Origin of the sequence: Blastomonas sp. UPD001, assembly GCF_003426715.1 — a bacterium.
GTDB lineage: Bacteria > Pseudomonadota > Alphaproteobacteria > Sphingomonadales > Sphingomonadaceae > Blastomonas.
Map to the genome: position 1 here is coordinate 731,011 of NZ_QKVT01000001.1, position 21,130 is coordinate 752,140.

Annotated in this window: 21 protein-coding genes and 1 pseudogene; 10 read left to right on the forward strand and 12 right to left on the reverse strand. The window is 65.1% G+C overall.

Features of this window, described 5'->3' with window-relative positions; genetic code table 11:
* Window positions 1–148 (reverse strand): annotated as a pseudogene (locus DM995_RS03510) (phosphoglucosamine mutase); the annotation flags it as partial.
* Between the two features lie 86 nt (window positions 149–234).
* Window positions 235–1,050, reverse strand: coding sequence for a sulfonamide-resistant dihydropteroate synthase Sul2 (gene sul2, locus DM995_RS03515; RefSeq protein ID WP_001043260.1), 816 nt, complete (start codon window positions 1,048–1,050; stop codon window positions 235–237).
* Between the two features lie 364 nt (window positions 1,051–1,414).
* On the opposite strand from sul2, the gene DM995_RS03530 reads away from it, so the two are divergent.
* Window positions 1,415–1,765 (forward strand): YciI family protein, encoded by a 351-nt coding sequence (locus DM995_RS03530; protein WP_116968509.1) that lies wholly within the window; start codon window positions 1,415–1,417, stop codon window positions 1,763–1,765.
* A 6-nt stretch (window positions 1,766–1,771) separates the two neighbouring features.
* Here DM995_RS03530 and DM995_RS03535 read toward each other — a convergent pair whose 3' ends face one another.
* A complete protein-coding gene (locus tag DM995_RS03535; protein WP_232824015.1) occupies window positions 1,772–2,392 on the reverse strand; it encodes a pyridoxamine 5'-phosphate oxidase family protein in 621 nt (206 codons plus the stop codon).
* A gap of 94 nt (window positions 2,393–2,486) precedes the next feature.
* On the opposite strand from DM995_RS03535, the gene lipA reads away from it, so the two are divergent.
* A complete protein-coding gene (gene lipA / locus DM995_RS03540; protein ID WP_116968510.1) occupies window positions 2,487–3,428 on the forward strand; it encodes a lipoyl synthase in 942 nt (313 codons plus the stop codon).
* Between the two features lie 7 nt (window positions 3,429–3,435).
* On the forward strand, window positions 3,436–3,900 hold the full coding sequence (locus DM995_RS03545) for a type II toxin-antitoxin system RatA family toxin (protein ID WP_116968511.1): 465 nt from the start codon (window positions 3,436–3,438) through the stop codon (window positions 3,898–3,900).
* Here the strand turns inward: DM995_RS03545 and DM995_RS03550 are convergent.
* The 3 genes from DM995_RS03550 to DM995_RS03560 are packed head-to-tail and all read right to left on the reverse strand — an operon-like array spanning window position 3,858 to window position 6,120.
* On the reverse strand, window positions 3,858–4,361 hold the full coding sequence (locus DM995_RS03550) for a CinA family protein (protein WP_116968512.1): 504 nt from the start codon (window positions 4,359–4,361) through the stop codon (window positions 3,858–3,860). The genes DM995_RS03545 and DM995_RS03550 overlap by 43 nt on opposite strands.
* Window positions 4,358–4,909: a hypothetical protein gene (locus tag DM995_RS03555; protein WP_116968513.1), complete on the reverse strand. Its 552-nt coding sequence runs from the start codon at window positions 4,907–4,909 to the stop codon at window positions 4,358–4,360. Before DM995_RS03555 ends, DM995_RS03550 begins: the two co-directional genes overlap by 4 nt.
* Window positions 4,906–6,120: a bifunctional 2-C-methyl-D-erythritol 4-phosphate cytidylyltransferase/2-C-methyl-D-erythritol 2,4-cyclodiphosphate synthase gene (locus DM995_RS03560; protein WP_116970315.1), complete on the reverse strand. Its 1,215-nt coding sequence runs from the start codon at window positions 6,118–6,120 to the stop codon at window positions 4,906–4,908. The genes DM995_RS03555 and DM995_RS03560 overlap by 4 nt, the downstream gene beginning before the upstream one ends.
* 87 nt (window positions 6,121–6,207) lie before the next feature.
* Between DM995_RS03560 and dusB the strand changes: the two genes are divergently transcribed.
* The 7 genes from dusB to hflX all read left to right on the forward strand — a co-directional run bounded on the left by dusB (window position 6,208) and on the right by hflX (window position 15,507).
* Window positions 6,208–7,215, forward strand: a complete 1,008-nt coding sequence (gene dusB, locus DM995_RS03565; protein WP_116968514.1) for a tRNA dihydrouridine synthase DusB — start codon at window positions 6,208–6,210, stop codon at window positions 7,213–7,215.
* Window positions 7,215–8,300 carry a two-component system sensor histidine kinase NtrB gene (locus DM995_RS03570; RefSeq protein WP_116968515.1) on the forward strand — a complete coding sequence of 362 codons (1,086 nt, stop codon included), beginning with the start codon at window positions 7,215–7,217 and terminating at the stop codon, window positions 8,298–8,300. The genes dusB and DM995_RS03570 overlap by 1 nt, the downstream gene beginning before the upstream one ends.
* A gap of 5 nt (window positions 8,301–8,305) precedes the next feature.
* Window positions 8,306–9,721 carry a sigma-54-dependent transcriptional regulator gene (locus tag DM995_RS03575; protein ID WP_116968516.1) on the forward strand — a complete coding sequence of 472 codons (1,416 nt, stop codon included), beginning with the start codon at window positions 8,306–8,308 and terminating at the stop codon, window positions 9,719–9,721.
* Window positions 9,722–9,847: 126 nt separating this feature from the next.
* On the forward strand, window positions 9,848–12,130 hold the full coding sequence (locus DM995_RS03580) for a sensor histidine kinase (RefSeq protein WP_023838611.1): 2,283 nt from the start codon (window positions 9,848–9,850) through the stop codon (window positions 12,128–12,130).
* A gap of 2 nt (window positions 12,131–12,132) precedes the next feature.
* Window positions 12,133–13,497, forward strand: a complete 1,365-nt coding sequence (ntrX, locus tag DM995_RS03585; RefSeq protein ID WP_116968517.1) for a nitrogen assimilation response regulator NtrX — start codon at window positions 12,133–12,135, stop codon at window positions 13,495–13,497.
* 128 nt (window positions 13,498–13,625) lie between these two features.
* A complete protein-coding gene (hfq, locus tag DM995_RS03590; RefSeq protein WP_286164924.1) occupies window positions 13,626–14,159 on the forward strand; it encodes an RNA chaperone Hfq in 534 nt (177 codons plus the stop codon).
* 40 nt (window positions 14,160–14,199) lie between these two features.
* A complete protein-coding gene (gene hflX / locus DM995_RS03595; RefSeq protein ID WP_116968518.1) occupies window positions 14,200–15,507 on the forward strand; it encodes a GTPase HflX in 1,308 nt (435 codons plus the stop codon).
* Here the strand turns inward: hflX and mazG are convergent.
* Genes mazG through DM995_RS03625 form a run of 6 tightly spaced genes read right to left on the reverse strand, consistent with a single transcriptional unit; the run spans window position 15,502 to window position 21,127 of the window.
* Entirely contained in the window at window positions 15,502–16,296 is a 795-nt protein-coding gene (mazG, locus tag DM995_RS03600; RefSeq protein ID WP_116970316.1) for a nucleoside triphosphate pyrophosphohydrolase, read from the reverse strand. The two genes, hflX and mazG, sit on opposite strands and share 6 nt — an antisense overlap.
* 43 nt (window positions 16,297–16,339) lie before the next feature.
* Window positions 16,340–16,954 (reverse strand): retropepsin-like aspartic protease family protein, encoded by a 615-nt coding sequence (locus DM995_RS03605; protein WP_116968519.1) that lies wholly within the window; start codon window positions 16,952–16,954, stop codon window positions 16,340–16,342.
* Complete coding sequence (locus tag DM995_RS03610) at window positions 16,951–17,730, reverse strand: MBL fold metallo-hydrolase (RefSeq protein WP_116968520.1); 780 nt, start codon at window positions 17,728–17,730, stop codon at window positions 16,951–16,953. The genes DM995_RS03605 and DM995_RS03610 overlap by 4 nt, the downstream gene beginning before the upstream one ends.
* Window positions 17,727–18,506 (reverse strand): TatD family hydrolase, encoded by a 780-nt coding sequence (locus DM995_RS03615; RefSeq protein WP_116968521.1) that lies wholly within the window; start codon window positions 18,504–18,506, stop codon window positions 17,727–17,729. The genes DM995_RS03610 and DM995_RS03615 overlap by 4 nt, the downstream gene beginning before the upstream one ends.
* Window positions 18,506–20,068: a methionine--tRNA ligase gene (metG, locus tag DM995_RS03620; protein ID WP_116968522.1), complete on the reverse strand. Its 1,563-nt coding sequence runs from the start codon at window positions 20,066–20,068 to the stop codon at window positions 18,506–18,508. The genes DM995_RS03615 and metG overlap by 1 nt, the downstream gene beginning before the upstream one ends.
* 48 nt (window positions 20,069–20,116) lie before the next feature.
* A complete protein-coding gene (locus DM995_RS03625) occupies window positions 20,117–21,127 on the reverse strand; it encodes a DNA polymerase III delta subunit-related protein (protein WP_116968523.1) in 1,011 nt (336 codons plus the stop codon).
* Window positions 21,128–21,130 lie beyond the last annotated feature (3 nt).

The window sequence follows — 21,130 nt, forward strand, 5'->3', positions numbered from 1 at the left end:
CCTTGCCGATCACGACACGATGGCGGTGGTCACCGCGACGAAAGACACGGCCAGCCGCCATGCCGACGCGCAAGGCGGTTTCCGCCGTCATCGCGCCTTCGTTGGCTTTGCCACGAATACCGTCTGTGCCGAAATATTTGCGCACCATAAGGTCGATTATCCTGTCGTCGGGTCGCCCTCAAAGGGGACATGCCTGCTGAACCGCGAATATAGAGAAATATCCCGAATGTGCAGTTAACGAATTCTTGCGGTTTCTTTCAGCGCCGCCAATACCGCCAGCCCGTCGCGCAAGGGGCGCGGCTCGTGTGTGCGGATGAAGTCAGCTCCACCTGCGGCGGCGGCAAGCTCTGCAGCGAGTGTCGCGGCCCCGACATCCCCCGGACCACGGCCTGTGAGCGCGCGCAGAAAGGATTTGCGCGAAACAGACAGAAGCACCGGCAAATCGAAGCGCAGCCGCAATTCATCGAACCGCGCCAGCACCGAGAGCGAGGTTTCGGGAGCAGCCCCCAGAAAAAACCCCATGCCGGGATCAAGGACAAGGCGGTTGCGTTTGATACCGGCACCCGTCAGCGCCGCGATGCGCGCGTCAAAGAACGCCGCAATGTGATCCATGATGTCGCCAGCGGGTGCCTCGCGCCGATCTGCCTGCCCGTCTTGCACCGAATGCATAACGACGAGTTTGGCAGATGATTTCGCCAATTGCGGATAGAACGCAGCGTCTGGAAAACCGCGAATATCATTGAGATAGGCCACACCACGCGACAAGGCATAGGCTTGCGTCGCGGGTTGATAACTGTCGAGCGAGACGGGAATGCCATCTGCCTTGAGCGCGTCCAGCACCGGCGCGATACGCGCGATTTCTGTGTCGGACGAAACAGGCGCGGCGTCGGGATTGCTGGATGCCGGACCGAGGTCGATCACATCTGCCCCCTCGGCCATCAGCTTACGCGCCTGCGCAATGGCTGCGTCTGGCGCCAGATACCGGCCTCCATCGGAGAAACTGTCCGAGGTTATGTTGACGATGCCGAAAATGATGAGCGATTTATTCATGGGGGCTTCTATAATAATAATAATCGAGCATGAGTCTCATACGGATGCTCGGGTCGAAAGGGAATCCCCAGGCGAGTAACCTGTTTGCGGTGATCCATTAGCTGCAGGAGCAGAAGAGCATACATCTGGAAGCAAAGCCAGGAAAGCGGCCTATGGAGCTGTGCGGCAGCGCTCAGTAGGCAATTTTTCAAAATATTGTTAAGCCTTTTCTGAGCATGGTATTTTTCATGGTATTACCAATTAGCAGGAAAATAAGCCATTGAATATAAAAGATAAAAATGTCTTGTTTACAATAGAGTGGGAATGACACTCCGCCAAATCCAGCGCGGGGTGGGAAGCTGATCGAAGCGGGGCAGGGTTCCGTATGCGTGTATTGGTTCTGGTCAAAGCCACGGGCAGCAGCGAAGCGGGTGAGCATCCCGAGCCTTGGACGTCGGCCATGATGGACGCCATGGGCAGGTTCAATGATGAGCTGCGATCTGCCGGAGTGTTCGTGATGGCGGCCGGCCTTGAGCCGAGCTCTGCGGGCAAACGCTTGCTCTGCGGCGATGCAGAGCGGCGGGAGGTTGATGGTCCGTTCTCCCCCACATCCGATGTCGTTGCCGGGTTCTGGATATGGGAGGTCCCGTCCATGGACGTCGCCATGGACTGGGCCAGGCGCTGCCCCGATCCCATGCCAACGCCAAGCTGGATCGAGATCAGGCCGATGCACTAGGCTCGGTCACGGCACCAGCCATTGGCCCAGCCATGCACCGTCCGGCTGCAAGCGGAAGATCGCGCGGCGATGGCCCGTGTGCGCGAGGTGGAGGAATTCGATCGTGTCGATCTCGGCCAGCAGCACCGCGAAATTGGCGCGGCCGGGGGCGACCTCGGCATCGTTCTCGGGCTTGCGACCTTCGATATCGGCAGGCAGGCCCGATACCGCGACATCCGAAACCGTGCCCGGTGCGGGATCGGCGAGATAGCAGCGGCGGGCGAACAGCGTCGCGTCGTTCCAGGCCTTGTCCGCCGTTGCGCCAGCCGTCTCGATCCGTCCGGTGCCCGATAAACGGAACTGGCGCTTGGCAGCCGGATCGTAAGCGAGCACCGAGATCGGCGCGCCGTTGCCCAGTTCTTCGACCTTGGCGGCCCTGCTGTCGGTATGGAAGCGCAGCGTCGCCGTCGCAGGATCGAATGAGCGCAGCACCATCACGCGCTGGCTGGGCGTGCCATCGGCGCGGACGGTACCGACCACCGGCGTGTGCATGGCGCTGCGACGGTCCTTGCTGGCGCGGCCGAGCCTGCGGAAGATATCGACGCGCACCGCGTCCAGATCGTCGATCACATCGTCCAGCGAATTCATTCCAGCGCCTCTCCTTCATGCGACAAGCCGATCTAGTCAGCGCCCAAGCTTTTACCAGTGGAAGTGCGCCTGCCCCTGCGCTAAAGCGCGCAGCATGAACGAGATCACGCCCATCGAGACGCCCGAGGGCCGCCCGGCCCGTGTCCGCAAGCCCGACTGGATCCGCGTCCGCGCGCCCACCAGCAAGGGCTTCAACGAGACGCGCAAGCTGATGCGCGACCTCAATCTCAACACCGTGTGCGAAGAGGCGGCCTGCCCCAATATCGGCGAGTGCTGGACCAAGAAGCACGCGACGGTGATGATCCTGGGCGACGTCTGCACCCGCGCCTGCGCCTTCTGCAACGTCAAGACGGGCATGCCGCGCAAGGTGGACACCAACGAGCCGCAGCAAGTCGCGGATGCCGCCGCGCAAATGGGGCTCGAGCATATCGTCATCACTTCGGTCGATCGCGACGACCTGGCTGACGGCGGCGCAAGCCAGTTCGTCAAGGTGATCGAGGCGCTGCGCCGCACCACGCCGAGCACCACGATCGAGATCCTCACGCCCGATTTCCGCAACAAGCACGAGGCTGCCGTCGAGGCGATCGTCGCGGCGCGGCCTGATGTGTACAACCACAATCTGGAAACCGTGCCCCGGCTCTATCCGACCATCCGCCCCGGCGCACGCTATTATGCGTCGCTGCGCCTGCTCGAGATGGTGAAGCGGCTCGATCCGTCGATCTTCACCAAGTCGGGCATCATGCTGGGCCTGGGCGAGGAACGGCTCGAGGTGCACCAGGTGATGGACGACATGCGCTCGGCGGATGTCGATTTCCTCACCATGGGCCAGTATCTGCAGCCGACGCCGCGCCACGCCAAGGTGATCGATTTCGTGACGCCCAAGGCGTTCGACGCCTATGCCGCGATCGCGCGCGCCAAGGGCTTCTTGCAGGTCGCATCGAGCCCGCTCACCCGCTCCAGCTATCATGCCGGCGAGGATTTCGCGCAGATGCGCGCGGCGCGAGAGGCGAAACTGGCGAAGCAGGCGGCGCGCTGAGGCGATCATGCCCTCGCACCGCGAAACCCGGCATCTGCCCTTCCGGCCCGACCAGATGTACGATCTGGTCGCCGATGTGGCGCGCTATGCCGAGTTTCTGCCCTGGGTGATCGCCACGCGCGTCAAGTCTGACAGTCCGCACGAAATGGTCGCCGACATGGTCGTCGGCTTCAAGCAATTGCGCGAGAAGTTCACCTCGCGCGTGCGCAAGCAGCCGGGCGAGAAGATCGAGGTCGAGTATCTCGACGGGCCGCTCAAGAACCTCGAGAATGTCTGGCAGTTCGCCAGCGACGGGCAGGGCGGCTGCACCGTCGATTTCTATGTCTCGTTCAACTTCAAGAACCGGTTGTTCGAATCGCTCGCCGGGCAGTATTTCGACCGCGCCTTCCGCAAGATGGTGAGCGCGTTCGAGACCCGCGCCGCCGAGCTTTACGGCAGCAGCAGCTCCAGCGCGACCATTGCCGCCTCCTGACGGATTTCGGAGCGGCTGAGCGAGGGATCGAAATTCTTCTGCTCGGCGCTGATGTCATTCTCGTTCTGGCCGCGCAGCGCGCAAGCGAAGACCACCGTTCCCACCGGCTTGCTCTCCGATCCGCCCCCCGGGCCGGCAATGCCGGTGATCGCGACCGCGACATCGGCATCCGAATGCTTGAGCGCGCCGCGCGCCATGCCCCAGGCGACCGCGACCGAGACCGCACCGAACGTGTCGATCAGTTCGGCGCTGACGCCGAGCGACTCGATCTTGGCCTCGTTCGAATAGGTCACGAAGCCCCGCTCGAGCACTTCCGAGCTGCCAGGGATCTCGGTGATCGCCGCGCAGACCAGCCCGCCGGTGCAGCTTTCGGCCAGCACGACCTTGCGCCCGGCCGCCGCATTTTCGGCGACGACACGCGCGGCGAGTTCGGTGAGCGACAGCGGGAAAAGGCTGGTCATTGGTTCGGACCTTCGCAGATCGTGAAGGGGTTGGACTTGGCCTGGCCCGGCTTCCTGTCGTTCTCGCCGAGCTTCAGAAACGCGACGAGCAGCTTTCCGACATTCTCGGGCGGGAGCGGCTCGAGCGCCGAATAGAACTCGTCAATCGTGCCGCAATCCTCGGGCTTGATCTCCTGCTCGACCAGCGCGCTGATCGTCGCGATCAGCAGCGGACGCACCACATCCGGGCTGGTGCCCTCGGGCAGCGGCAGTTCGAAGGCGGAAAGGAAGGCGCGACCAGCCTGCGGCCAGGCCTTGTCGGCGGCGGGCCGGTAGACCTGCGTGATCCGGGTCGCTGCATTGCGCAGCGCCGACCGGGCGGGAAGGTGCGGGGTGCAGGCCTTCTGCGCGCTGGCGAGCGCGTCGGGCAGCGCGCTGATCGCCACCGATTGCGCCTCGGCCGGGGTCAGGCACTTGGCCGCCTGCGCGGCATGCGCCGTCTGGCTGGCAAATGTGGCGGTGACCGCAAGCGCGGTCAGGCTGGGCATGAGGCGAAGCGAGCGGATCATGCGCTGGCATCCTTTGCTGATGGAGAGAAATGGGGAGCGAGGACCGTGGCGACCGCCTGGGCTGCGATGCCTTCGCCGCGCCCGGTAAAGCCGAGCCGCTCGGTGGTGGTGGCCTTGACCCCGACCTGATCGGGATGAAGGTTCAGGATAGCGGCGATACGCTCCTGGATCGCAAGCTTGTGCGGGCCGATCTTCGGCGCCTCGCAGATGATCGTCAGGTCGATATTCGCGATTTCCGCGCCCTTACCACGCACCAGCGAGGCGGCATGCGCGAGGAAGCGCGCCGAGTCCGCGCCGCGCCATTGCGGATCGCTCGGCGGAAAATGCTCGCCGATATCGCCCAGCGCCATCGTGCCCAGTAGCGCATCGGTGATCGCGTGCAGCGCGACATCGGCATCGCTGTGCCCGACCAGCCCGCGGTCATGCTCGATCCGGATGCCGCCGAGCCAGAGTTCCTCGCCGGCCGCCAGGCGGTGCACGTCATAGCCGAAGCCGGTGCGCGGCATGGTGGCAGGGCGGGGCGAGTCCATTGCGAAATCCTCGGCAAAGGTGATCTTCTTGAGCGCTTCATCGCCTTCGACCAGCGCCACGTCCAGCCCGGCCGCGCGCGCGATCTGGCTATCGTCGGTCGCCAGCACGCCTTTGGGCCAGGCAAGATGCGCTGAAAGAATGGCCTCGAAATGGAAGGCCTGCGGGGTCTGGATGCGCCACAGACCCGCGCGACCGACCGCAGCCTGCATCAACCCGGCATCCCCGCGCGCAAGGCTGTCCACCACCGGCAGCACCGGCACCGCGCCGGGCCGATGATCCAGTCCGTCGTCGAGCCGGTCAAGCACTGCCGATGACAAATGCGGGCGCGCGGCATCGTGGATGAACACCCGGTCGCTGCCGCCCTGCGCCGCGATCGCCAGCAATCCGGCGCGCACGGAATCGCGCCGCTCGGCACCGCCGGTGACGAAGCTGACATCAGCAAGCCCTGCCAGCGCCGCCTCGGCCAGCGCCTGCTGCCCTTCTCCAATCACCACCATGATGGCGCAACCGCGCTGCCAGGCCGCAAAAGCCTCGACGCTGTGCCGCAGCAGCGGCTTGCCCTGGTGAAGCGCATATTGCTTGGGAATATCGCCCCCGGCGCGCAGACCCTTGCCCGCCGCGACGATCAGCGCGGTACGGCGAAGGGCTGGCTGGCCCGCAAGGGACGGTGCGTCGTGCATCGGGCAGGGCGCATAGACCAAGTGCCGCTTGCTCGCCAGCGGCTTTGCGATTATGTGCGCTGCCTAAATATTAGGCATCACATCCCCATGACCCACGAACCCGCTCTCAAGCCGATCCGCATCGGCCCGCTCCAGATCGACGAACCGGTGCTGCTCGCGCCGATGACCGGCGTGACCGACATGCCTTTCCGCACGCTGGTGCGCCGCTATGGCTCGGGTCTCAACGTCACCGAGATGATCGCCAGCCAGGCGATGATCCGCGAGACGCGCCAGTCGCTGCAAAAGGCCGCCTGGCACCCGGTCGAGGAGCCGGTCTCGATGCAGCTCGCCGGCTGCGGCCCGTACGAGATGGCCGAGGCAGCCAAGCTCAACGAGGATCGTGGAGCTGCGATCATCGACATCAACATGGGCTGCCCGGTCAAGAAGGTGGTCAATGGCGATGCCGGCTCGGCGCTCATGCGCGACCTGCCGCTGGCGGCGAAGCTGATCGAGGCGACGGTCAACGCGGTCAAGGTGCCGGTGACGGTCAAGATGCGCATGGGCTGGTGCCATGACAGTCTCAACGCCCCCGAGCTCGCGCGTATCGCCGAGGATCTCGGTGCAAAGATGATCACCGTGCACGGGCGCACGCGCAACCAGATGTACAAGGGGAGCGCCGACTGGGCGTTCGTCGCCAAGGTCAAGGCGGCGGTGAAGCTGCCCGTCATCGTCAATGGCGACATCTGCAGCATCGACGATGCCCGCAAGGCGCTCGAGCTGAGCGGTGCGGACGGCGTGATGATCGGACGCGGCGCCTATGGCAAGCCTTGGCTGCTCGGCCAGGTGATGCACGCGCTGCGCACCGGCGAGACGCTGCCCGATCCCGATCTGGACGAGCAGTACGGTGTGATCGTCGAGCATTATCAAGCGATGCTCGAGCATTACGGGGCCGAGACCGGGGTCAAGATGGCGCGCAAGCATCTCGGCTGGTACACCAAGGGCCTGCCGGGCTCGGCGGAACTGCGCAACAAGATGAACACGCTCGACAATCCCGATCAGGTCCTCGGCATGCTGGGCGAATTCTACCGCCCCTGGCTGCGCCGCGCCGCCGCCTGATGGAGCCGCCGACCGGTCTGGCGCCGGACGCCGCCGCGCAGCTGCAGAGCCTGCCGATGGCGGTGGTGATGCTGCACGCGGACCGGACGATCGCAGCGGCCAATGCGGCGGCGGAAAACATGCTCGAACAGAGCGCGCGCCGTCTGATCGGGCGTCCGCTGTCCGAGTTCCTGCAGTTCGACGACGCCCGGATCGGGGCGGCGCTCAACCAGCCGGACACCAATCTGGCAGCGCATGGGATGCGTGTGCACATCGGCCGCACCAGCACGCGCAAGGTCGATATCTCGCTGAGCCCGGTGGGGCAGGGCGAGGGCTGGCAGCTGCTGGTGCTCAATGAATCGGGCGCCGGATCGCCGCTGTTCGACAGCGAGGCGGGCACCGAAGGCTTTGCCGTGCGCGGGCCCGACATCCTGGCGCACGAGATCAAGAACCCGCTCGCGGCGATCAAGGGCGCGGCGCAGCTGATCGAACGCCAGCTCGACGGGGCAGGGCGCCGGCTCTCCGGCCTGATCACCGCAGAGGTCGACCGCATCGCGCTGCTGATCGACCAGATGCAGTCGCTCACCCGCCGCACCGCCGCGCCGATGAAGCCCTGCAACATCTACGAGCCACTGGGCCGGGTGCGCGAGATCGTCGAGACCGCGCATCCCGACACCGTGCGCTTTGTCGAGCGGTTCGATCCCTCGATCCCGCCCGTGCTCGCCGATGCCGACAATCTGGTGCAGATCCTGCTCAACCTCATCACCAACGCGCGCGAGGCGATGGAGGGGCAGGACGGCGCCTGTATCACGCTGACCACCAAGTTCGTCAGCGGCGTGCGGCTGCGGCTGTCGCGCGACGATCGCTATATCCGCCTGCCGGTCGAGATCCGCGTGACCGACAATGGCCCGGGGATCGATACCGATATTGCCGAGGATATCTTCTCGCCCTTCGTCACGACCAAGAAGACCGGGCAGGGTCTGGGCCTCGCGCTGGTGCAGAAGCTGGTGCGCGACATGAATGGGCGGATCGTGCACGACCGGGATGCAGCGGCGGGGCTCACGCATTTCCGGCTGTTCCTGCCGCTGGCACCGCAAGAGGGCTGACGCATATGGGCAAGTCGATTCTGCTGGTCGAGGACGACCGCGCGATCAGCCAGGTGATCATGGCGGCGCTCGAAGCCGAAGGGTGCAGCGTCGACCATTGCACCTCGATCGCACGCCGCAACGCGCTGGTCGCGAACAAGCGCTACGCCGCGATCCTCACCGATGTGATGCTCGAGGATGGCGACGGCATTGCAACTTTGGGCAGCGTGCTCGAACGCCAGCCCGACACGCCGGTCATCGTGCTTTCCGCGCAGAACACGCTCGACACCGCGGTGCGCGCGAGCGAGGCGGGGGCGTACGAATATTTCCCCAAGCCGTTCGATCTCGATGAGCTGATCCGCGCGGTGCTCCAGGCGATTGCGCGCAGCGGCGACGTTTCGGGCAATGCCGATGCCGACCCCGCTGATAGCGGCCTGCCACTGGTCGGGCGCAGCGCGCCGATGCAGAACGTGTACCGCATGATCACGCGCGTGCTGCGCAACGACCTTTCGGTGCTGATCCTGGGCGAATCGGGCACCGGCAAGGAACTGGTCGCCGAGGCGATCCACCAGCTTGGCCATCGCAAGCAGGGGCCGTTCGTCGCGGTGAATATGGCGGCCATCCCGGCGGAGCTCATCGAATCCGAGCTGTTCGGCCATGAAAAGGGCGCGTTTACCGGTGCGGTGGCCCAGTCGATCGGCAAGTTCGAACAGGCGCACGGCGGCACATTGTTCCTCGACGAGATCGGCGACATGCCGATGCAGGCGCAGACGCGGCTGCTGCGCACGCTGCAGACCGGACGGATCACGCGCGTCGGTGGCCATCGCGAGATCGAGCTCGACGTGCGCTTCGTCGCGGCGACCAACAAGCCCTTCGGACCGCTGATCGAGGCCGGGCTGTTCCGCGAGGACCTGTACTACCGCATCAACGTGGTGCCGATCGACCTGCCGCCGCTGCGCGACCGGTTGAGCGACATTCCCGCGCTGGTCGACCATTTCCTCGCGCTGGCGGTGCAGGAGGGGCTGCCCAGGCGCAGCTTCGACGACAGCGCCATCGCCGCAATGCAGCGGCGCAACTGGCGCGGCAATGTCCGCGAGCTGCGCAACCTGGTCTTCCGCGCCGTGATCATGAGCCGCGACGACCTCATCACCGCCGATGCTTTGGGGAGCATTTTCGACGAGCCGGCGCTCGGCACCGGCGAGACGCGCCGCGAGGAGAGCGATTTCGAACAGGCGGTGAGCCGCTTCCTGCTCACCGAACGCCCGGAGAACGGCGCCGTCTATGACAAGGCGCTCGCGGCCTTCGAAATCCCGCTGCTCCAGGCGATCATGCGGCGCTGCGATGGCAACCAGGTCAAGGCAGCGGCGGTGCTGGGCATCAATCGCAACACTTTGCGCAAGAAACTGGTCGAGCATGGCCTGGCGAGTGCGGAGCTGCGCTGAAACGGTGGGCAAATGCGGTGATATCCGCTGACACTGCCGAAAGCTCTTGTATTCCGGCAACGCAACTGTTGTAAACTGACCACTATGTCTGCGTCTGATGCACTGCCCTCTGCCAGAAAGAGTCGAATGACCCGGCGCTTTGCGGTGATGATGCGTCGAGGCAGCCTGTTTCCGGCGCTCGAGATCGGCTGCGTCCTGCTTCTCGTCGGGATGCTTGGCCTGTCATGGTGGCTGGTGAGCAGCTACCAGGGCCGCCAGACAATGGTGCCCGCGCCGGTCACCGCGACCTTGCTGGTCGCCAATCTTGTGCCCGCCATGGCGCTGCTCGCGCTGATCGGTCGCCGCGTGGCGATCAGCCGCGCCAATGCCAGCGGCGAGCAGGGCACCGGTCAGCTCCACGTCCGCTTTGTCGCTTTGTTCTCGCTGATCTCGTCGATCCCGATGCTGCTGGTCGTCGTGATCACCTCGCTTCTGTTCCAGTACGGCGTCGAGTTCTGGTTCTCGGACCGCGCGCGCACGATGCTGGAAAATGCCAACGACCTGGCGCGCGGCTATTACGAGGAAGGGCGGCGCGACGTCTCTGCCGAGACCGTCGCGATGGCGAGCGATCTCAGGCAATATCTGCAGCAGACGCGGATCGACAGCCCCGAATTTGCCGAGGCCTATGTGTTCCAGGTCGCCGGGCGCAAGATGAACGAGTCGGCGATCGTCGAGGTCGGGTCCGACGGCGTGCTGCGGACGGCGGCAATCGTCGATCCGGACAACCGCACCTCGTCCGACCGGGTCAGCCCCGCGATCATCCGCCAGCTCGACAAGGGTGAGACAGCGGTCGTCTCGGCCGAGGCCGACCGGATCGAGGTGGTGACGCCGATCGACCGCCAGGCCAAGATCTATCTCTATGTCGCGCGCGCCTCGAACCAGCTGGCGCTCAGCCAGTGGGAGCGCGCGCAGACGGTGCTCACCGATTACAAGGCACTGTTCTCGCGCTCGCAGAACCTGCAGGTCCAGTTCAACATCGCGCTGTTCTTCGTCTCGCTGCTGCTGGTCGCGGTGGCGCTCTGGGCCGCGCTCAAGTTTGCCGACCGCATGGTGCGCCCGCTCACCGACATGGCGGGCGCGGCGCGCGATATCAGCACCGGCAATTTCGCGATCCGCGTCGACACCGCCAACCGCACCGACGAGGTCGGCGTGCTGGGCCGCGCGTTCAACCGCATGGCGAGCCGCCTCGCCGAGCAGACCTCGGCATTGATCCGCGCGAACAGCCAGCTCGACGACCGCCGCGCCTTTACCGAAGCGGTGCTCGAATCGGTCAGCGCCGGGGTGATCTCGGTCGATCCGATGGGCGTGGTGCGGCTAATGAACAGCACCGCGCAGCGGCTGCTGCAGACCGAGGTCGCGCACTGCCTGGGCTGCACCTTGTCCGACATCGCCCCGCCCTTTGCCCGGCTGGTGGGCGAGGGGACCGGCAAGGCGGTGATCCAGTATTCGCGCGAGAACGACCTGCTCACGCTCGCGGTGCGCGTGGTGCGCGAGCCGTACGGCATCGTCATCACCTTCGAGGACATCACCCAGCAGCTGGTCGATCAGCGCCAGGCTGCCTGGTCCGACGTCGCGCGCCGGATCGCGCACGAGATCAAGAACCCGCTCACCCCGATCCAACTCGCCGCCGAACGGCTCAAGCGGCGCTATGCCAGCAAGGTGAGCCAGGACGATGCGACCTTCGGCCAGCTGACCGACACGATCGTCCGCCAGGTCGGCGACCTGCGCAACATGGTCGACGAATTCTCCTCCTTCGCGCGGATGCCCAAGCCGGTGTTCCGCGAGGAGAATTTCTTCGATCTGGTGCGCCAGGCGATCTTCCTGCAGGAGGTCGCGCATCCGGCGATCCGCTTTGCTGCGGAAGGCGGGCACGAGGGCAGCGACCTGTGCTGCGATCGCCGCCAGATCGGCCAGGCCGTCACCAATATCCTCAAGAACGCGGTCGAGGCGATCGAGGCGCGGCAGCAGATCGAGCCAGGCTATTCCGGCGCCGTCACCGCAACCGTGTTCCGCCAGGAACCGTATCTGGTGCTCACGCTCGACGATAACGGCATCGGCCTGCCCGCAGACCGCGACCGCATTGTCGAACCCTATATGACCACGCGCGAGAAGGGGACGGGCCTGGGCCTCGCCATCGTCAAGAAGATCGTCGAGGAGCATTATGGTGAACTCTCGTTCGAACCCAATGATCAGGGGGGGACGCGGGTGACGATCCGCATGGACACGGTGCTGCTCCAGGCCGGCGCGCTGCAGGACGCGGTCGGCGATGACCAGCGCTCCGGCACCGAAAAGATGACCACCATGACTTCGCGACCGGCCCGGGCCCGCGCCGAGTTGAGCCCGACCGCGCAGGACAAGGAAAGCAATTGAACATGCCCCTGGAAATTCTCATCGTCGATGACGAGCGCGACATTCGCGAGCTGGTCTCGGGCGTGCTGGAGGACGAAGGCTATATCTGCCGCACCGCGGGCGGCAGCGACGAGGCACTGGCGGCGATCGACGAGCGCCGCCCTTCGCTGGTGCTGCTCGATGTCTGGCTCAAGGGCAGCCGGCTCGACGGGCTCGAACTGCTCGACGAGATCAAGGCGCGCGATGCCGATCTTCCGGTGATCATCTTTTCCGGCCATGGCAATATCGACACGGCGGTGTCGGCCATTTCGCGCGGGGCGATGGATTTCATCGAGAAGCCGTTCGAGGCCGAACGCCTGATCCACATGGTCTCGCGCGGCACCGAGACCGCGCGGCTGCGGCGCGAGAATGCACAGCTGCGCGAGAAGCTGGGCATTTCGGACGAACTGACGGGCAATTCGAGCGCGATCAACACCGTGCGCGCGACGCTCAAGCGCGTCGCCAATAGCGGCAGCCGCTTGCTCATCACCGGGCCCGCCGGCGTCGGCAAGGAGGTCGCAGCGCGTCTGCTGCACAGCTGGAGCGCGCGTTCGTCGGGCCCGTTCATCACGGTCAACTCGGCGCGCATGACCCCCGACCGGTTCGAACAGGAGCTGTTCGGCGAGGAGGACCAGGGCAAGCTGGCCACGCCAGGACTGCTCGAGCGCGCGCATGGCGGCACGCTGTTCCTCGACGAGGTCGCCGACATGCCCGAGTCGACCCAGGCCAAGATCCTGCGCGTGCTCACCGACCAGAGCTTTTCGCGCGTCGGTTCCACGCGGCCGATCAAGGTGGACGTGCGCTTCGTCTCTGCCACCTCGCGCAATCTGGAAAACGAGATTGCCGAGGGGCGCTTCCGGGAGGACTTGTTCTATCGGCTCAACGTCGTGCCGGTGGAGATACCGGCGCTGACCGATCGCCGCGACGATATTCCCGCGCTGGTCGAGCATTATGTCGCGCGCTTTGCCAGCGAGCACGGCATCACCCCGCCCGAAACGAGCAGCGAGGCGATGGCCGCGCTGCAAAGCTATAACTGGCCGGGCAATGTCCGCCAGCTGCGCAACGTCATCGAGCGGACGATCATCCTGGCACCACGTGGTCGTCTGGCGCGGATCGATGTCGACATGCTGCCGCCCGAGCTGGTGCAGGGCGATGGCGGCCGCGCTGCCGGAATTTCGAGCCTGATGGGGGTACCCCTGCGCGAGGCGCGCGAGAGCTTCGAGCGCGAGTATCTGAAGATCCAGATCCGGCGTTTCTCGGGCAATATCTCCAAGACCGCGGAGTTTATTGGGATGGAGCGATCGGCGCTGCACCGCAAGCTCAAGCTGCTGGGGCTGCACGACCGCTGAATTCCGCGCGAGAAACCGCAAATTGCCGCAAACTGGGCATTGGCGCGGTGCAGCATCCGCACTATGTATATCGGGCGTCCTCCAAGCGCAGCCGGGACGGGATGTGTCGCACCGGCTTTTCATGAACCGTGGCGCAACGTCGCCACCAAGACCGGGGGTCAAGAATGACCGAAAAGGCTCAAAACATTCAGGATGTGTTCCTCAACTCCCTGAGAAAATCGAAAATTCCCGTGACCATGTTCCTGGTCAAGGGCGTCAAGTTGCAAGGCATCGTCACCTGGTTCGACAATTTCTCGGTGATGCTGCGGCGTGATGGCCAGTCGCAGCTGGTCTACAAGCATGCGATCTCCACCGTCATGCCCGCGCAGCCAATCGACCTCGGCATGTTTGCGGGATTGATGGGGGCCAAGAGCGCCAAGAACCGCAACCTGCAGGAAGTGTTCCTGCGCACCGTGCAGGAAACCGGCGTTCCGGTGACCATGTTCCTGATCAACGGCGTGATGCTGCAGGGCAAGGTCGCGGCCTATGACCTGTTCTGCATGCTGCTGGAACGCGAAGGCATGGCGCAGCTGGCCTATAAGCATGCGGTGTCGACCGTACAGCCCAACGCACCGATCGACTTGACCGGTGACTGGGGCGATGCCGAAGGCGATGATGATTGACCTCGTGGATTGCGGGGGCGGACAAGGATAGAATTGACGTTTGACCGACCCGCAAACCCTTGAATTCGCGCGCGGCGCCCGCGCCGTGATTGCCTATCCCGATCTTGGCCGCCGCGGTTCCGTGGACGCGGATGCACGTCTGGAAGAGGCGAGGGGGCTCGCGCTCGCCATCGGCATTCAGGTCTGCGCCGCGCACGCCTTCCGCATCCGCACCGCACGACCCGCCACCCTGTTCGGCGGCGGTCAGGTCGAGATCATCGCGCACAGCCTGGAAGACGAGAAGGCCGAACTGCTGATCGTCGATGGCAGCCTGTCCGCGATCCAGCAGCGGAATCTGGAAGAGCGGCTCAAGGTCAAGGTGATCGACCGCACGGGGCTGATCCTCGAAATCTTCGGCGAGCGCGCGGCAACAGCCGAAGGGCGGCTGCAGGTCGAACTGGCGCATCTCGACTATCAAGCGGGGCGGTTGGTGCGCAGCTGGACCCATCTCGAGCGCCAGCGCGGCGGTTTCGGCTTTCTCGGCGGTCCCGGCGAGACGCAGATCGAGGCCGACCGCCGGATGATCCGCGACCGCATGGCCAAGCTTCGCCGCGAGCTCGAGCAGGTCAAGCGAACGCGCGGACTGCACCGCGAGCGGCGGCAAAAGGCGCCATGGCCGGTGATCGCGCTGGTCGGTTACACCAATGCGGGCAAGTCGACCTTGTTCAACCGGCTCACCAATGCCGGCGTGATGGCCGAAGACCTGCTGTTCGCGACGCTCGACCCGACGATGCGCGCGATCCGGCTCGATGGGGTCGAGAAGGTCATCCTGTCCGACACCGTCGGTTTCGTCTCGGACCTTCCGACCGAGCTGGTCGCTGCGTTTCGCGCGACGCTCGAAGAGGTGTTGTCAGCCGACCTCATCATCCATGTGCGCGACATGTCGCATCCCGAAGCGGACATGCAGGCGCAGTCGGTCGAGACGATCCTGGCCGATCTGGGGCTCGAACTCGACCCGGTGCTCGCGGGCGAGGGGCTCGCCGTGCCGCTGATCGAGGCGTGGAACAAATGGGACATCCTGGACGAGGAAACCCGCGAGCGGCTGGTCGCCACCTCACCGCGCGATCGCACGGTCTGCCCGATGTCGGCGCTCACCGGCGAAGGCGTTCCCGAGCTGCTGCGCGCAGCATCGCAGGCTCTGGTGATCGGCCATCGCGTGCACGAGGTAACGGTGCCGCGCCATGACGGCCAGCGCATCGCCTGGCTGCACCAGCATGGCGAGGTACTCGACAGCCGCGAGCAGGGGGATGATCTGGCGCTTTCGGTGCGCCTGTCGGACAAGGACTGGGGCCGGTTCCAGGCGCTATAGCTGGCTCTCGCCCTGCTTGGCGCGCTGCCACAGGGCTTCCTTGTCATCGAGCGACAGTCCCGCAAAGCCGTCACCGCCGATCGCTTCCATGGCACGGAAGCGGCGTTCGAACTTGGCATTGGCGGCGCGCAGCGCATCCTCGGCGCTGACCCCCATATGGCGGACCGCGTTGACCGCGGCAAACAGCAGGTCGCCGGCTTCCTCGGCGCGCTCGGCCTCGGTTTCGGCGTCGAGCAGTTCCTCGATTTCCTCGCCGATCTTCTCGATCGCACCCATGACGTCCGGCCAGTCGAACCCGGTGCGCGCCGCGCGCTTCTGGAGTTTCTGCGCGCGCATCAGCGCCGGCAGCGCGAGCGCGACGCCATCCATCGCGCTGTCCGCACCGCCGCTGCTGCGCTCCTCGGCCTTGATCGCTTCCCAATCCCAGGCCTCGACCGATTGGTCCGCAAAGATATGCGGATGCCGCCGCACCATCTTGTCGCTGATCGAGGCGATCACATCGGCGACCGAGAAATGCCCGGCTTCCTCGGCCATGCGGCTGTGGAACACGACCTGCAGCAGCAGATCGCCAAGCTCGTCCTTGAGCGCGGCCATGTCGTCGCGCGCGATCGCATCAGCGACTTCATAGGCTTCCTCGATCGTGTACGGCGCGATCGTCTCGAACGTCTGCTCGATATCCCACGGACAACCATGGTCCTTGTCGCGCAACCGCGCCATGATCGCCACCAGCCGGTCGAGCGGCACCGGTGCGTCGGGGGAAGCGGTCGATGGAACGGTCGGGTCGGTCATGAGCATAAGTCCGATAATATATATTATGTTAAATAGATTTCATTCAGCGGCTGGGCTGGCGCGGCACCAATATCATGCTGCTCCCCTCGACGCGCCAGCTTTCCAGCTCGGACAGGAAGTTCATGCCAAGCAGATTGGTGTCGCCGAGCCCGTCCGAAATCAGCACGTCATGGTCGCGCATCGCGAGCGATCCGACGCGCAGATCGGTGATCGACGCGCGGTCTGCCTCGACCATGCCGTTGGCGGTTTCTATCACGGTCCTGAGGCCCAGACCGCTCGGCGCTATCCCGGCGGCCTGAGCGGCCTCGGTCGAGATCGCGGTGAAGGTCGCGCCGCTATCGACCATGAACCGCATAGGACGCCCGTTGACCTCGGCGGTGACCCAGAAATGGCCGTCCTCGCTCTTGCGCAAGGTCATCGGCTCGCCCGTGATAGCCGGTGCGCTGGCGAGCCCGAGCTCGCCCGAGATCCGCTGCCAGATCAGCTTCATTTCGGGGCGAAAGCTCACCAGCAGGAAGATGAGCGCGAAGATGCCGATCCAGGCCAAGGCCATCTTGATCGTCTGCCCGATGGGCAGCGCGCGCGAGATCAGCGCGCTGCCGACCAGGACCAGCAGCATCAGGCTGTAGACCAGGCTGGCGGTATCACTCTCGCTCATGCCGCGATCCGGGCGAGGTCGACGACCAGCCCGTCATAGCCCGGCTGGACGCCTTCGGGCAGTTCCAGGCAGAGCGCGGCATAGTCGAGCGTCTTGTCCATATGCGTCAGCACCGTGTGCCGCGCGCCGCAACGTTCGGCCAGATCGAGCGCCATCGGCAGGCTGGCATGCGTCGGGTGCTTCTCGTACCGCAGGCAGTCGGTGATCAGCAAGTCGCAGCCGGTATAGAGCGCAACCATCTCGTCGGTGACATGGCTGAAATCGGTGGCATAGACGATGGATTGATCATGCAGGTCGAACCGAAGCCCGGTCGACAGCACCGGCCCGTGCGGCTGATCGACCGTCCGCACGGTCAGCCCGCAGATCGTCTGCTCGTCGCAGAGCGCGGCTGCCGCCACGGTGGCAGGATAGCCGTCGCCACCTTCGAAGACGTAATCGAAACGACTGACAAGGCTTTGCAGTGTATAGTCTTTGGCATAGCCGGCCACTGGCTGGCGCGTCCTGTGAAAGAGCGCGCGGAGATCATCAATACCATGGGTGTGATCGGCATGGTCGTGCGTCCAGACGACCGCATCGAGCGCGCCGATATCCTGGGTGAGCAACTGGTGCCTGAGGTCGGGCGAGGTATCGACCAGGATTCGCTGTCCATCATGCTCGACGACGATCGACACGCGGGAGCGGCGATTGCGCGGATTGGCGGGATCGCAGGCGCCCCAGTCATTGCCGATGCGCGGAACCCCGCCAGACGTGCCGCAGCCGAGCAGGATCGCCTTCACGGACGCGCCCGGCTGAACAGCGCGTAGAAGTTGCGCGACGTCGTCTCGCACAGCTGATCGTAGCTTTCGCCGCGCAGATCGGCGAGGAAGCGCGCGGTGTCGGCGACAAAGGCCGGTTCGCCCTGCTTGCCGCGGTGCGGAACAGGCGCCAGAAACGGCGCATCGGTTTCCACCAGCAGCCGATCTGCAGGAATGTCCTTAGCAACGGCCGCCAAGTCCCTGGCATTCTTGAAGGTGACGATGCCCGAGATCGAGATCGACAGCCCCATGTCGAGCACCCTGGCGGCGAAATCGGCGCTGGCGGTGAAGCAGTGGATCAGCGCAGGGAAGGCCCCCTTCCCCATTTCCTCGGCCAGGATTTGCGCGGTATCCGCCTCGGCATCGCGCGTGTGGATGATCAGCGGCAGGCCGGTCTGGCGCGCGGCGGCAATATGCGCGCGGAAACAGCGGCGCTGCTCGTCGCGGTCCGACTTGTCGTAATAATAATCGAGTCCGGTCTCTCCGATGCCGACCACGCGATCATCGCTGGCCGCGCGCTCGATCAGGCGCGCGGTATCCATATCGGGATGCGCGTCGGCCTCGTGGGGGTGGATGCCGATGCTCGCCCAGACATCCGCCTCGCGATGCGCCGTCGCAGTCACCTCATCCCATTCGCTGGCGCGGGTCGAGATGTTGAGCATCGCGGTGACGCCCGAGGCGCGCGCCCGCTCGAGCAGCACCGCCTGCTGCTCGGCCATGCCCTTGTAATTTAGGTGGCAGTGCGAATCGACCAGCATCAAGCGGCGTCTTCCGCCGGCAGTTCGATGCGCGGGAACAGCGGCTTGGGCGTGCTGATCGCGAAATCGCTCTCGGCCAGCGGAGAATACCAGTGCGACCCCATGCCCGTGATGCTGCGCACGTCATCGGGCACACCCATATGATCGAGCAGCGCCTTTGCGCTGGTCGGGATCACCGGCGAGATCGCGATCGCGAGCTGCGCGATCGCGATATAGAGCGTCGCCAGCACGGTCTGCATCCGCTCGGGATCGGTCTTCCTCAGCGCCCAGGGGGCCTGTTCGTCGACATAGGCATTGCACGCGAAGACCGCGCGCATCCAGGCTTCCAGCCCCTGCGACAAAGCCAGCTCACCGAACGCCTGGGGCAGATCGCGCTGCAGCGCCTCTTCCAGCGTCGCGAACAGCGCCGCATCTGCGGGCGTGTGGCCATGGACCGCAGGCAGTGCGCCATCGAGATTCTTGGCGATGAAGCTCAGGATGCGCTGCGCCAGATTGCCGAAGCTGTTGGCCAGATCCGCGTTGGCGCGCTGCGCGATCGCCTCGGGCGAATAGCTGCCATCCTGGCCGAAGCTCACCTCGCGCAGCAGGAAATAGCGCAGCTGGTCGACGCCGAACGCATCGGCCAGCGCGATCGGATCGACGACATTGCCGACCGATTTCGACATCTTCTCGCCCTTGTTGAGCAGGAAGCCATGGCCGAACACCTGCTTGGGCAGCGGAATGCCGGCGCTCATCAGGAACGCAGGCCAGTAGACCGCGTGAAAACGCACGATATCCTTGCCGATCAGGTGCAGATCCGCCGGCCAGTATTTCATCAGCGGACTGTCCATGTCGGGATAGCCAAGGCCCGTCAGATAGTTGGTCAGCGCATCGACCCAGACATACATGACATGCCCGTCGCTGCCCGGCACCTTGACGCCCCAGTCGAAGCTGGTGCGCGAGACCGAGAGCGGTCGCAGGCCCGATTTGACGAAGCTGACAATCTCGTTGCGGCGGCTATCGGGCTGGAGGAATTCGGGATGCTCCTCGTACAGCGCGAGCAGCCGGTCCTGATACTGATCGAGCCGGAAGAACCAGCTTTCCTCGACGGTCCATTCGACCGGGGTGCCCTGCGGCGAGGCCTTGCCCCCCTGCCCGTCCTCGACGAGTTCGTCCTCGCCATAATAGGCCTCGTCGCGGACCGAGTACCAGCCTTCGTAGCGATCAAGATACAGATCGCCATTGGCCTCCATCGCCTGCCAGATGGCCTGGCTGGCGCGGTGATGCTCATCCTCCGACGTCTGGATGAACCTGTCATAACTGACATCAAGTCTATCGCACATTTCCTTGAAATATTGCGACATTTCATCCGCGAGCGCGCGCGGCGTGGTGTCCAGTTCGCGCGCCTTTTGCAGCATCTTGAGGCCATGCACGTCGGTGCCGGTCTGGAAGCGCACGTCGCGCCCCATCAGCCGCTGGAAGCGCGCGATGACATCGGCGGCGATCGCCTCATAGGCATGGCCGATATGCGGGCGACCGTTGGGATAGCTGATCGCGGTGGTGATATAATAGGGTTCGCCCATGGCGGTGATGTCTGCCGTTTCTAGTCGAGGTTGGCCGGTAATGAGCGCCTATCTAGGCGGGGCCAGCCGTGCCAGCAAGCTGCCAATTTGGAACGCCACCGCCGAGGCATCGAGATTGAGCACCAGCGCGCGCGAGGCGAGCGCGCCGATCTCCTGCCAGGCGGCGATCGCGCCCGGCAGCCGGTCGTCGCGCAGATCGCGGATCCGGCGCGCAGCGAAGCGCGGTGCATAGGCGAGCAGCGCCTGGAACCGGTCGCGATTGGCCTTGTTGGCGACCAGCGTCCCGAGCGCCAGCCGCGCGCGATGCGTGCTGTCGCCATGATCGGCAATCTCGCTCAGCAGCGCATCGATCTTCGCCATGTCGAGCCCAGCAAAGCTCAGCGCTTGGCCCGGCGCACCCTGGCCGAGCCGCACCAGCGCCGCGATCTCGCTCTCGGGGAGTTCAGGCCGCCCCGCACGCAACGCATCGGCCATTTCCGCATCATCGAGCGCGGGAAAGTCGAGCACCAGGCAGCGCGAACGGATCGTCGGCAGCAGGCGGCCGGGATTGTGCGCGATCAGCAGGAACACCGTGTCCGCAGGCGGCTCTTCGAGGCTCTTGAGCAGCGCATTGGCGGCGTTGCGCTCCATCAGGTCGGCCGAATCGAAGATGATCACCCGGCGCTCGGCGAGGCTGGGGCGGACGGTGAGCCGTTTCTGCAAGGACCGGATCTGGTCGACCCTGATGTTGCGCGCGGTTTCGAATGGCTTGCCGTCCTCGGCCTTGCGCGCTTCCTTGTCGTCCTTGGGGCCTAGCGTGATGTAATGACAGTCGGGGTGCTTGTCCTGCAGCAGCAACCGACCCGAGGCACCGTCCATGTCGCCATCGAAATGGTCGCCGCGATGATCGGGCGAGCGCGTCAGCAGATGCGCGGCTGCGGCGAGCGCAAAGCTGCGCTTGCCGATGCCCTCGGGGCCCGCGAGCAGCCAGCCATGGTGCAGCCGCCGCGCCTGAAACGCACGCAGCAGCGTTGTTTCCGGCTCGGCATGGCCCTTCCAGTGCGCTGTCGAAGCCTTCATGAC

Bases quoted from the DNA above. Each gene is read 5' to 3' on its own strand.
- sul2 (WP_001043260.1), bottom strand. From the start codon at position 1,050: ATGAATAAATCGCTCATCATTTTCGGCATCGTCAACATAACCTCGGAC.
- DM995_RS03530 (WP_116968509.1), top strand. From the start codon at position 1,415: ATGCGTGTATTGGTTCTGGTCAAAGCCACGGGCAGCAGCGAAGCGGGT.
- DM995_RS03535 (WP_232824015.1), bottom strand. From the start codon at position 2,392: ATGAATTCGCTGGACGATGTGATCGACGATCTGGACGCGGTGCGCGTC.
- lipA (WP_116968510.1), top strand. From the start codon at position 2,487: ATGAACGAGATCACGCCCATCGAGACGCCCGAGGGCCGCCCGGCCCGT.
- DM995_RS03545 (WP_116968511.1), top strand. From the start codon at position 3,436: ATGCCCTCGCACCGCGAAACCCGGCATCTGCCCTTCCGGCCCGACCAG.
- DM995_RS03550 (WP_116968512.1), bottom strand. From the start codon at position 4,361: ATGACCAGCCTTTTCCCGCTGTCGCTCACCGAACTCGCCGCGCGTGTC.
- DM995_RS03555 (WP_116968513.1), bottom strand. From the start codon at position 4,909: ATGATCCGCTCGCTTCGCCTCATGCCCAGCCTGACCGCGCTTGCGGTC.
- DM995_RS03560 (WP_116970315.1), bottom strand. From the start codon at position 6,120: ATGCACGACGCACCGTCCCTTGCGGGCCAGCCAGCCCTTCGCCGTACC.
- dusB (WP_116968514.1), top strand. From the start codon at position 6,208: ATGACCCACGAACCCGCTCTCAAGCCGATCCGCATCGGCCCGCTCCAG.
- DM995_RS03570 (WP_116968515.1), top strand. From the start codon at position 7,215: ATGGAGCCGCCGACCGGTCTGGCGCCGGACGCCGCCGCGCAGCTGCAG.
- DM995_RS03575 (WP_116968516.1), top strand. From the start codon at position 8,306: ATGGGCAAGTCGATTCTGCTGGTCGAGGACGACCGCGCGATCAGCCAG.
- DM995_RS03580 (WP_023838611.1), top strand. From the start codon at position 9,848: ATGACCCGGCGCTTTGCGGTGATGATGCGTCGAGGCAGCCTGTTTCCG.
- ntrX (WP_116968517.1), top strand. From the start codon at position 12,133: ATGCCCCTGGAAATTCTCATCGTCGATGACGAGCGCGACATTCGCGAG.
- mazG (WP_116970316.1), bottom strand. From the start codon at position 16,296: ATGACCGACCCGACCGTTCCATCGACCGCTTCCCCCGACGCACCGGTG.
- DM995_RS03605 (WP_116968519.1), bottom strand. From the start codon at position 16,954: ATGAGCGAGAGTGATACCGCCAGCCTGGTCTACAGCCTGATGCTGCTG.
- DM995_RS03615 (WP_116968521.1), bottom strand. From the start codon at position 18,506: ATGCTGGTCGATTCGCACTGCCACCTAAATTACAAGGGCATGGCCGAG.
- metG (WP_116968522.1), bottom strand. From the start codon at position 20,068: ATGGGCGAACCCTATTATATCACCACCGCGATCAGCTATCCCAACGGT.
- DM995_RS03625 (WP_116968523.1), bottom strand. From the start codon at position 21,127: ATGAAGGCTTCGACAGCGCACTGGAAGGGCCATGCCGAGCCGGAAACA.